We start from the raw sequence: 11504 nt of genomic DNA, 5'->3' as shown, positions 1-11504 counted from the left end.
AAACAGCAATACGCCGTAAGTTTAATGAAATTATACACACTGATGGTGTCGAAATTTTCAATTATCTCCTTATGAATAAACTAAGCTCCCATGAGTATCAAAATTTAGATGCTAGTCTCAAATCTTCCCTTGTTGCAGAAAAAATAATCTTTGCTAATGACACAAAAGACGACATTGTTCATAAGCTTCACCTACAACAGGCAAAGCTAAGCTCTTTGGGTTCTGAAAATATTATACTTGGTACCCTTTTTACTCAATACACCATTTTAGATAAACAAAATAAACTTTATCTAGTAAACCCAGAACAAAAAGCATTTATCGATCTTGAACTCTCAGGCATAACCTACCTAAAGGGAAAGACAAAAAGTGGCAAAAGCTCTCTTTTACTTCTTAAAGCTCTCAGTGAGATACTTAAGAACCCGCTCCAAACTATTGTCATTATAAAAGCAACTCCTCTTGCCAGAGATATCTTGCACAAGCAGCTAATTGAAATAATAGAACATGCCATAGTAGAACTAGATCTTACATCCATTAAGATTATGACAGCTCAAGAATTTATCCAATCCTCTCAACATAAAAATCTTACAATATTATGTGACGATGCTAATTTACTTGAAGATAACATACTCGGTGTACTCTTAAGTCAATACAAAAATGCTAAAAAAGTTTTTGTAAACGCAGTAGATAAGAATCCAGATCATACATTAACACAAGAGTATCAAAGTAAACATAAAAGTGTTATGTTTAGACAGACGCATCCTTACGCAAAAGTCTTAAGTATTCTTCCAGGTTTATTAAAAAAATCAAATGCAAATGATATAATCATAATATCGGATGATACGACTAAGTTGCAGTTGCATGAAGACTTAGAATCATTTCTCAAAGAAAGTGTTTATATAGTAAGTGGTGTGCATAGACTTGCAAAACAAAACCTAGATGGTATTGTCTTAACAGGCTATGATGACTTAAACGAACTAGACTGTGAGCATATAATATTGCTTCATGATGAGAGTGTCTCAGTGGATAGAATTACGTACGCAATCGAGCTTGCAAACAGCGGTGCTCACATACTTTTTGAAGAAGAATCTCCAAAAATCAAAAAACTAAAGGAAAAATATGAAAGTGACTAAAACTGAAGAGGAGTGGAAGAAACAACTCACTCCTGAAGAATTCTATGTTTGCCGGCAACATGGGACTGAAGCCCCATTTAGCGGAAAATACAACGACAATAAAGCCCAAGGCGTTTACAAATGTAAATGTTGTAATGCACCACTTTTTGATTCAAGTACGAAGTTTAATTCTGGTACAGGTTGGCCAAGCTACTTTGAGCCCTATTCTCCTGATGCTATAAAAGAGGTAAAAGATAGTGCGCATGGTATGATTCGCATTGAAGTTCGTTGCAATAATTGCGATGCTCATTTAGGGCATGTCTTTCCAGATGGTCCAGAGCCAACAGGACTTCGTTACTGTATCAACTCTGTTTGTTTAAATTTTGAAGAAGAAAAAGAAGGATAAAAATGAAAAAAATCATCATAGCACTACTCGTTTTATTAAATGTATCACTCTATGCAAAAAATGTCAATCCGCATGTTGTTCTAGAAACAACACAGGGGAAAATAGAGCTTGAACTTTTTCCAGATGCAGCTCCACTTGCAGTTGAAAACTTCACAACCTTAGTCAAAAAAGGATACTACAACAAAATCGCTTTTCATCGTATCATTAAAAACTTTATGATTCAAGGTGGTGACCCTACTGAGACTGGTCGTGGTGGAGAAAGTATCTGGCATAAAGATTTCAAAGACGAGTTTAAAGCCAATCTTGTTTTTGATAAACCTGGCATTTTAGCAATGGCTAACAGGGGTCCAAATACAAACGGAAGTCAATTTTTCATAACAACAGCAAAAACACCTTGGCTCAACGGTGGCTATACTATCTTTGGAAAAGTTGTAGATAAAGATTCTATGCAAACTCTATACAAACTCAATGAAGTTGCAACAAGTGGCAGAAGCGGTGGAGACAGACCTCTAGAGCGTCAAGAAATCATTAAAGCCTATATTAAAAAATAAATAATGGAAATGCAAACAATTAAAAAGTTAGAAGAAGAAGCGCTTAAAAAGAGTGGAACTGATTTTGCAAAACTCGGATTAGCCCTCTTTTTTATGGTCGCAGTTCTAACTTATAGTTTTTTAAGTAACGGAGGCATACCAAACAATGTGTTTTTAGCTATTGCTGCACTGATTGGTGCATATATGGCTATGAATATTGGGGCAAATGATGTAGCAAATAATGTCGGTCCGGCTGTTGGCTCAAAGGCTATGACTATGACAATGGCTATCATAATTGCCGCTGTTTTTGAGGCTAGTGGCGCATTAATTGCTGGTGGTGAAGTTGTAAAAACAATTAAAAAAGGCATCATTGATATTGCTGCGTTTGGAGGAGATGCTGACCCATTTATCTGGGCTATGATGGCGGCACTCTTAGCTGCAGCATTATGGCTAAACTTTGCAACAATGATGAAGGCTCCTGTTTCCACGACACACTCTATTGTTGGTGGTGTTATGGGTGCTGGAATTGCTGCTGCTGGATTTAGTATTGTTTCTTGGTCAACTATGGCTAAGATTGCTGCTTCATGGGTTATCTCACCTGTCTTAGGTGGAGTTATCGCAGCTGCTTTTCTTTTTGCTATTAAAAAGAGTATTGTTTTTAAAGAAGATAAAGTAAACGCAGCAAAAAGATATGTTCCTATTTTTGTGGCACTCATGTCATGGGCATTTGTAACCTATTTAACACTTAAAGGCTTAAAAAAAATCTGGCCACAAGTTGTAGATATTTTAAACTTTATCCCATTAGTTTCTATTGAAATGAGCAAAAAGCCAAGCTTTTTAACTGCCCTAACATTAGGTTTAGTTGTAGCAGTTCTAGTCTATCTTGCTGTAAAAGCAAAACTCAATGCAAGCAACAACAGACTAGAAAATTCTAAAGCATCTGTAAACACACTCTTTACCATCCCTCTTATCTTTGCTGCAGCACTGTTAAGTTTTGCTCATGGAGCAAACGATGTTGCAAACGCAGTAGGTCCTCTAGCGGCCATCAATGATGCAGTAGTAAATGGTGGCATTTCATCAAAAGCGACTATTCCATTATGGGTCATGGCAGTTGGTGGCTTGGGTATCGCTCTAGGACTTGCGCTATATGGTCCAAAACTTATCAAAACAGTTGGTTCAGAAATCACAGAACTTGACCAAATACGGGCATTCTCAATCGCAATGGCTGCTTCTATTACCGTTATTATCGCTTCACAACTTGGTTTGCCTGTTAGTTCTACCCATATCGCTATTGGTGGTGTATTTGGTGTTGGTTTTTTAAGAGAATATCTACAACTTACAGAAAAAACAAATACAATAGAAGAAGACCTATCTCTTATAGATGATGAAAAATCTCAGCTTCGAGCCTACAAAGCAGAAGTAAAAGATTTAGAGCTTAAAGAAGGCAAATCACAAGATGATTATAAAAGATTAGTTACTCTTTTTAAACTTATTGAAGATGAAAGCAAGCTTATTAAATCAACGAAACAACATATCAAAAGAGTTAAAAAAGTCCAATATGTCAAACGTGATGCCATTAAAAAAATAGTTGCAGCATGGATTATTACGGTTCCTGTAGCCGCAGTTTTAGCAGCTACTCTATTTTATACTATTAGAGGGATAATGCTTTAAAAACTCGCAGTGCCTGAATATGTTCAGGGACATCATGGACGCGCAAGATAGAAGCACCATTTCTAAGTGCTTCAAGATGTAGAGCTAGTGTACCTGCAAGTCGATCTTCAACAGAGGATGTTGAAATTTTATCTATCATTGATTTTCTTGAAACACCCACAAGCATTGGTTTATCTAATGTCATAAAATGCTCAAGGTTTTTGATAAGAAAGAGATTATCTTCTAATCTTTTACCAAACCCTATACCAACATCTATCACGATATCTTCTATACCAAAAGCTTGAGCTTTTTTGATTCTCTCTTCTAAAAAAGAATACACTTCTGTAAGAATATTTGTATAACTTGGATTTATTTGCATTGTTTGAGGTGTACCCTGCATATGCATAATCACCACAGTTGCTTTGTATTTTGCACACAGTTCACACACTGCATCATTTGCAAGTCCGGTGATGTCATTGACGATACTAAAGCCTGATTCTAATGCTTTTTTGATGACTATTGGTTCATAAGAGTCAATACTAAATTTTACTTTTTCAAAAAGTTTGTTTTTTTTGATAAGTTCCAAAATAGGACTCACTCTTTGCAACTCTTCTTGGGCACTTACTTTTACTGCGTTTGGACGGGAAGAGACACCACCGATGTCAATGATGTCTGCACCCTCTGCTATCATCTTTTCTATCATGGCGATAGCATCCAAATCTTTAAACCGACTTCCACTAAAAAAACTGTCATCATTGGCATTAATAATACCCATAATTTCAATATTTTTAGGCATTGTAAGCTTAGAAAACTCTCCGAGTTTCTTTGCTAAGTCTTTGAGTCCAAAAGGTTGTGCTAGTTCTTTTTTAGCTAAAATTTTCAGTTGTCGTGTTGTCGCTATCAAGAGACAATCTACCCTTGGAGTAGATGCAGTAACAGTTCCTTTTGGCACAGCCAAATCTGCACCCACTGAGAGGGCATCTTGTTTTAAGATATTTGCGCCACCAACATGTAAATCTTTTATAGAAATGATATGTGTTTGAGCTTTTGAAGCTAAGATACTAATCCCACCGCCATCAACCCCAAGCGCTTTGAGTTGTGTTTTTATATCAATCTCAGAAGATAACTTTTCAACGATCATCTATTATCCTGAGCAAAACTCATCAGGAGCATAGCTAAAACACTTTGCGCACGTGAGTTCAAGTCTAACAATCGATACGCTTTATCAAAATTATCTAACTGCGTTTGATTGAGAATAAGCTTATCAACCACTGTCGCACGATAAAACAGTGCTTCAACCAAAGCTTTTGCCTCATTTTTTGACACTCTTGCATTTTGTTTTAAAAATGCAAAAACCTCTTTGTAATCAATACGTGCTAAATTAATCTCTAATGATTGCGCCTTATGATTTGACTCTGTTGTAAAAATTGGTAAACGTGAACGTACGGTAGGTAAAAGGTTTGATTTTGTAGGAGAGAGCAGTATAAACTCAAGATTGTGAGGAGGTTCTTCTAAGAGTTTCAGTAGAGAGTTTTGTGCTACATCTGTAAATTCTTTCGCACCAATCACAATGTATTTTGTTTGTGATTCACTGATATAAGCCTCTGAAGTCACTAATTTTGCATGTTCTATCTTGAAATTTTCTTCAAAAAACTTTACTACACGCAGAGGCTTGAGTATATCTTCAAGCCTATTCATCTCCTCTTCAATCTCACTTGTGATAAGGATATGTCCTTTGACACCATTAGGAGCTTGCATCAACCTCTCCAAACATCGCTGCGTTTAACGAGGCATTAAAAAGTTTATAGAGTTGTAAAAGTTTAATATCTAAAGAAGTGTCATACGATTTGAGGGTAAAAGCATTGTTAAAATCCTCATCAAAAATCCAAAAATAACTCTCATCTTTTCTTTTTGCTATATCACTGCGTTTATCATCGCCTTTTCCAATGTACCAAAAAAAGTAATCATCTTTGTAAGACTGTGCAATCATATCATCAACAAGGTCAATACCTTCACCACCACTAATGGCATTATAATGTGTGTAAAGACTGTCAATGCTTAGTATGGGGATCATAGGTCTATCCAAATTTATTCCATTGATAGAAGTGAGGATATAGTTTTCAAACCATTTACGTTTTTCATCTGTAATAAGAATAATCGTCTTCCCATTAAGAATCTGTTCTAGCGCATAGGCAGTAGTTTTAGACCACTCAAAACGGTGCTCTTCAAGCCATGAGAGGCTACCGCCCTCTTCTCTAATAGCATCCAAGCTCCATTGAGCGAAATCTGCGTTTGTTTCTATTTTTCTAACTCGTAAGCATCATGAAGGCTTCTCACTGCCAACTCTGCATATTTTTCATCAATAACCATGGAGACTTTTATCTCAGAGGTTGAAATCATATTGATATTGATATTGTTTTGCGCCATTGTAGAAAACGCTGTTGCTGCAACACCAGCGTGTGATTTCATACCGATACCAACAACAGAAACCTTACAAATATCATCATTATATGAGTCTGATTTAATCTCACCGTTTTCTATAAAAGTATCAACTACGGCTTTAGCATCATTTAAATCACTCACAGGAACAGTAAAGTCAATATTTGTTGTGTCATCTACTGCTTTATTTTGGATTATCATATCAACATTAACCTCAGCAACTGCAAGTTTATTAAAAATTTCAGAAGCGATACCTGGTCTGTCTTTTACCCCTGCTAAAGAAATACGAGCTTGATTTCTATCTAGTGCTATTCCGCTTACTAATGGTTCTTCCATAATATTTTCTTCCTTTGTAATTAATGTGCCTTCTTCATCACTAAAGCTACTTCTTGTTACTAAATTCACATTGAGTTTTTTTGCCATCTCAACTGAACGATTTTGTAAAACCTTTGCCCCCAAGCTTGCAAGCTCAAGCATCTCGTCATAAGAAATACGCTCTAGTTTTTTCGCTTTTGGCTCTATACGTGGATCAGTCGTGTAGATACCTGTCACATCTGTATAGATCTCACACAAATCAGCTTTAAGTGCACCAGCAATAGCCACAGCACTCAAGTCACTTCCACCGCGTCCTAATGTAGTTACATCACCATTTTCATTGACACCTTGAAACCCTGCAACAACAATAATTTTGCCTTCTTTGATATAGCTCTGCATAGTATCTGGGTTAATATCTTCGATGCGTGCTTTTGTGTGAAGTTTATTGGTACGAATTCCAGCTTTTCGCCCCGTCATAGCAACAGAATCATATCCCATCTCTTGTAATGCAATAGAGAGCAGTGAAGCTGTAACTCTCTCGCCCGAGCTTAAAAGCATATCCATCTCAGCTCTCGCTGGATTCTTTGAAAAATGTTCTGCATACTCTACAAGTTTGTTTGTTTCTCCACTCATTGCAGAAACAACAACGACGACATCATTGCCCTCATCTTTTGTTTTGGCAACACGATTTGCAACATTTTGGATACGATCTAAGTCACCAACACTTGTTCCACCAAATTTTTGAACTACCAACATCTACAGTAACCCCTCTTTTATAAAATATTTTATGACCTCTTCATACACAGGTTTTTTAAAGTGTGCCGTTAAATTCAGCACATCATCCACACTCACAAATTTATATCCTGTAAATTCAGGGTGTTTTGTGTTGATGTCAATCTTTGCATCATCTTTGAGTTTTAACAAAAAATATCGCTGCGTTTGCCCTTTATAAGGTTTCATCTTTTTTAGAAATTTTTGCGGAAAATCATAAGAAATCCACTCAGGATATTCAGCTACGATCTCAGCAGAAGATGTACCTATCTCTTCTTCCATCTCACGAAAAAGGGCATCTTTTACCTCTTCACCTTCATCAATTCCACCTTGAGGAAACTGCCAAATATCAGCTAAATCATTTCGTTGCGCAATAAATATTTCTTTTTTTTGCGGATAATTATTTGATACGATTATCATCGCTACATTTGGGCGATATTTCTCTTTTTTGTTCATTTTAGAGCCTATTATATAATTGGCGCAATTATACTAAATTGCATTTAAGCAACTACTTAAATTGAAATAAAATTAGATATACTTCTAAAATGTTATTATATTTACACATTCCTTTTTGCGATTCCAAATGTTCTTACTGTGCTTTTAACTCTTATGTGGACAAATTTCATCTTAAAGCTGCTTATATGCAAGCATTGTTAGCACAACTAAAACATGAGCTACAAAGGTTTAATGCCAAATACAATTCTATAGAAACCATCTTTATAGGTGGAGGTACGCCCTCGACCGTTGCACCAGAGCTTTATAAAGATATTTTCATACTCTTGAAACCCTATCTTATAGCAGATATTGAGATAACAAGCGAAGCTAATCCCAACAGTGCTACATATGAGTGGCTTGTGGGAATGTACAAACTTGGAGTCAATCGTATCAGTTTTGGTGTGCAAAGTTTTGATGCAACAAAACTCAAAGTTCTTAACCGTGCGCATACGCCAGAAATGGCAAAAGAAGCACTCCTAAACGCAGCAAATGTTGGCTTTACAAACCTCTCTCTTGACCTTATTTATGCAACACTCGGAGATACAAAAGAGTTACTTCAAAAAGACATAGATACTGCGTTTAGCTTACCTATTAACCATCTCAGTGCCTATGCGCTTACTATCGAAGAAGGTACTGCGTTTGAGTCGCGTCCGCAGATGTCAAGTGAGCAACTCTCCCTTACCACTTGGATCTTTGAGGCGATAAAAAAGCATGGTTTTTCTCAGTATGAGATTAGTAACTTTGGCACATATCAATCTACGCACAACCTTGGGTATTGGCATTATACGGACTACATGGGAGTTGGTGCTGGTGCAGTTGGTAAACTAAACAGCACACGCTTTTACCCTACTCCTGATATTGAGAAGTATATTGAAAATCCTTTAGATATTTCACAAGAAGATTTAAGCCAAGAAGACCAACGTATAGAAAAGATTTTCTTAGGACTGCGTTCTTGTGTGGGAGTAGATATAAAACTCTTAGAAAATGAAGAAAGAAAAAGAGCTTCCATCTTAATAAAAGAAAAAAAACTCATTCAAAAAGGAGATATTTTGTACAACCCAGACTATCTTCTAGCAGATGAAATTGCACTCTTTTTGACTTCTTGAAGATTTTTTAATCATACTTTAGGTAAAATCTCATCAATAAATAATATAAGGGCATCTCTAAAAACCCTAGTATATCTCAGAGGGAAGAAAAAAAGATGAGATTGTGAAAAATCTTTTTTGAAGCATAGCCGTAGCTATGGTGATAAAAAGTTTTTTGCAATATCGCTTTTTTTATCCCTCCCGTTGGGCACACCATAGGAGCCTACACTCTGCGTTACTCTTTTTCGCCTTAGCTTTGGCTAGGGCTTCAGAAGAGTGCCTTGATTGTAAACTCCTATGGTGTGCTGAGATATGCTAGGGTTTTTAGAGGTGCCCATAAGGCTGAAATATGTTTGGTATGGGTTTTACAGAAATACTTCTCATAGCAGTTATCGCTATTCTTTTTCTAGGTCCAGATAAACTACCTAGCACGATGGTCGAAATTGCTAAATTTTTTAAAAACGTCAAAAGTACAATAGGTACAGTCAAAGATTCTCTCGAAGAAGAGATGAATATTTCTGAAATTAAAAAAGAAGCTCTCGCTTATAAAGAAGAACTACTTAATGCAAGTGAAAGTGTTCATAAAGCAACACATATTCCCCAAGAGATGGGTGCTAAACTTACAAGCTTAACAGATGACATACTCAGTGATGATGAAGAGAAGATACAAACACCAAAAGCCTCTTCCCAACCTGAAGAAGTTACCTTTAAAAAGAAAAAAATGAAAAAGTCTGAATCATTAGATACAGAAGCACAAACATCAAAAGATGAAGAAAAAGAAAATAAAATAGACAAGAAAGACTCGCCATATGTTTAGTGAACTAAAACCACACCTTGTAGAACTCCGAAAAAGATTAGCCATAGCTGCTGGTAGTTTAATAGTAATGTTCTTTGCAATGTTCTATTTTCATGAACCTATTCTTAACTGGATGGTTGAGCCTTTAAATACTGCACTGATTGAAGTAGGTAAAAAGTCTGTTCATGCAGCCGATGGAATGATAACCACTTCCCAAGTCGGTGGAGCATTTTTTGTTGCCTTAAAAGTTTCATTTTTTGCAGCAATCCTAGGTGCGCTTCCTATTATCCTCTCACAGATTTGGCTTTTCATCGCTCCTGGACTGTATGCACATGAAAAAAAGATGATTATTCCTTTTATAGTAGGTGGAACTGTTATGTTTCTCGCCGGTGTGCTCTTTGCTTACTACATCGTAACACCTTTTGGATTTGATTTTCTTATCACCTTCGGTAGTTTCAAGTTTACACCACTGATAAATATTGAAGATTATGTTGGCTTTTTTACCAAAATTATGTTTGGGTTTGGTCTAGCTTTCGAGTTACCTGTTTTTGCATACTTTTTAGCTCTTTTAGGACTTATTAACGACAAGCAAATGCTTGCATTTTTCAAGTATGCTATCGTTATTATTTTTATTGTTGCGGCACTATTAACCCCACCAGATGTTTTAACACAGCTTCTTATGGCAGGTCCACTTATTATTCTCTATGCACTTTCTATTTTGATTGTCAAAATGGTTAATCCTGCTCCAAAAGAGGATGAAGAGGAAGATGATGATGAAGAAGATCTAGATGAAGATAATGCTATAGAGAAAAAAAGTGAGTAACAAAGAGTTACTCACAGCAAGCTACGACTTCACTCTTCCAAGCGAACTGATAGCTAACTACCCTGCTTCTCCACGTGACTATGCAAAACTATTAGTTTATGATAGAGCTACAGACACTATTACCCACGCACATTTTTATGATCTTGAAAAATTTATCCCTAAGGATTGTGCCTTAATTTTTAATGATACAAAAGTTATCAAAGCAAGACTTTTTGGACACAAGCCAAGTGGTGGCAAGATAGAACTCCTCATAAACAGAGCGCTAAACGCAGTAGATATCAATGTCTATATAAGAGGAAAAGTTAAAATCGGTACCGAAATTCTTTTTGATAAAGCCCTCAAAGCCAAAGTCACAAAACTCAATGATGATGGAAGTCGTGAAGTCAACTTTTTTCTTGATGATAAAGCTCTTCGTTTTGAAGATTTACTTCCCATTATAGAAATCATTGGGCATATTCCTCTTCCTCCTTATATCCAAAGAGCAGATGAGAGTGATGATGCCAACGAATACCAAAGTGTTTTTGCAAAAAAAGAAGGTGCCGTTGCTGCTCCAACTGCTTCACTCCATTTTACACCAGAGCAACATGAACGTATGTGTAAAAACCACAAACACGCTTATGTTACCCTTCATGTAGGAAGTGGAACATTTAAACCAGTTGAAGCAGATATCATAACCGAGCATCCTATGCACTCAGAGTACTATGCTATCTCAGACAAAGCAAAAGCTATTTTAGACTCTAGCATACCTGTTTTGAGCGTGGGAACCACCTCAACAAGAACCATAGAGTTCTATGATAAACATGGAAAAATTGCAAGAGGTGAAGCCAACCTCTTTTTGCATCCACAAAACAAGCCAAGTAGAGTAAATCATCTACTGACGAATTTTCACCTACCAAAATCAACCCTATTAATGCTAGTGGCATCTTTTGTGGGACTACAAAAAACTCAAGAGCTATACGCTGAAGCTATAAAAGAAAAATATCGTTTCTACTCTTATGGCGATGCGATGTTAATTCTTTAGTAAAAAGTCACGGTAAATCAAAACTAAGATAACTTCAAAACTCAAGTCACCCTGAACTTGATTC

General features: G+C 36.4%; 11 protein-coding genes and 1 pseudogene. 7 read left to right on the top strand and 5 right to left on the bottom strand.

All coding sequences use genetic code 11. The features are described 5' to 3' along the window. The 4 genes from MV052_RS04355 to MV052_RS04340 all read left to right on the top strand — a co-directional run. A partial coding sequence (locus tag MV052_RS04355) for a hypothetical protein (RefSeq protein ID WP_297441320.1) occupies window positions 1-1130 on the top strand: 1130 nt, incomplete at its 5' end. Continuing rightward, window positions 1117-1515 carry a peptide-methionine (R)-S-oxide reductase MsrB gene (gene msrB / locus MV052_RS04350; RefSeq protein WP_297441319.1) on the top strand — a complete coding sequence of 133 codons (399 nt, stop codon included), beginning with the start codon at window positions 1117-1119 and terminating at the stop codon, window positions 1513-1515. The genes MV052_RS04355 and msrB, both read left to right, overlap by 14 nt. A 2-nt stretch (window positions 1516-1517) precedes the next feature. Beyond that, window positions 1518-2066, top strand: coding sequence for a peptidylprolyl isomerase (locus MV052_RS04345; RefSeq protein WP_297441316.1), 549 nt, complete (start codon window positions 1518-1520; stop codon window positions 2064-2066). Window positions 2067-2069: 3 nt separating this feature from the next. Beyond that, window positions 2070-3716: an inorganic phosphate transporter gene (locus MV052_RS04340; protein WP_297441314.1), complete on the top strand. Its 1647-nt coding sequence runs from the start codon at window positions 2070-2072 to the stop codon at window positions 3714-3716. Here MV052_RS04340 and folP read toward each other — a convergent pair. The 5 genes from folP to MV052_RS04315 are packed head-to-tail and all read right to left on the bottom strand — an operon-like array spanning window position 3697 to window position 7676. After that, entirely contained in the window at window positions 3697-4836 is a 1140-nt protein-coding gene (folP, locus tag MV052_RS04335; RefSeq protein WP_297441312.1) for a dihydropteroate synthase, read from the bottom strand. The two genes, MV052_RS04340 and folP, sit on opposite strands and share 20 nt — an antisense overlap. Next, on the bottom strand, window positions 4833-5453 hold the full coding sequence (locus tag MV052_RS04330; RefSeq protein ID WP_297441310.1) for a DNA polymerase III subunit delta': 621 nt from the start codon (window positions 5451-5453) through the stop codon (window positions 4833-4835). The genes folP and MV052_RS04330 overlap by 4 nt, the downstream gene beginning before the upstream one ends. Further along, window positions 5440-5964 (bottom strand): HobA family DNA replication regulator, encoded by a 525-nt coding sequence (locus MV052_RS04325; RefSeq protein WP_297441308.1) that lies wholly within the window; start codon window positions 5962-5964, stop codon window positions 5440-5442. Before MV052_RS04325 ends, MV052_RS04330 begins: the two co-directional genes overlap by 14 nt. A 29-nt stretch (window positions 5965-5993) precedes the next feature. After that, on the bottom strand, window positions 5994-7205 hold the full coding sequence (locus MV052_RS04320) for an aspartate kinase (RefSeq protein ID WP_297441305.1): 1212 nt from the start codon (window positions 7203-7205) through the stop codon (window positions 5994-5996). Further along, window positions 7206-7676: an RNA pyrophosphohydrolase gene (locus MV052_RS04315; protein WP_297441303.1), complete on the bottom strand. Its 471-nt coding sequence runs from the start codon at window positions 7674-7676 to the stop codon at window positions 7206-7208. A gap of 89 nt (window positions 7677-7765) precedes the next feature. Here MV052_RS04315 and hemW point away from each other — a divergent pair, with 89 nt between their 5' ends. The 3 genes and pseudogenes from hemW to queA all read left to right on the top strand — a co-directional run bounded on the left by hemW (window position 7766) and on the right by queA (window position 11440). After that, window positions 7766-8821: a radical SAM family heme chaperone HemW gene (hemW, locus tag MV052_RS04310; RefSeq protein ID WP_297441301.1), complete on the top strand. Its 1056-nt coding sequence runs from the start codon at window positions 7766-7768 to the stop codon at window positions 8819-8821. 788 nt (window positions 8822-9609) lie between these two features. Then, window positions 9610-10419 (top strand): annotated as a pseudogene (tatC, locus tag MV052_RS04305) (twin-arginine translocase subunit TatC); the annotation flags it as partial. Then, the gene (gene queA / locus MV052_RS04300; protein WP_297441300.1) at window positions 10412-11440 is read left to right on the top strand and encodes a tRNA preQ1(34) S-adenosylmethionine ribosyltransferase-isomerase QueA; all 1029 of its coding nucleotides are present in this window, start codon (window positions 10412-10414) and stop codon (window positions 11438-11440) included. The pseudogene tatC and the gene queA, both read left to right, overlap by 8 nt. The last annotated feature ends 64 nt before the right edge of the window (window positions 11441-11504 follow it).

Source organism: Sulfurimonas sp. (genome assembly GCF_026988655.1).
Classification (GTDB): Bacteria; Campylobacterota; Campylobacteria; order Campylobacterales; family Sulfurimonadaceae; genus Sulfurimonas.
Note: the sequence above shows the minus strand (reverse complement) of the source record. Positions and strands in the feature narration are given on the sequence as shown.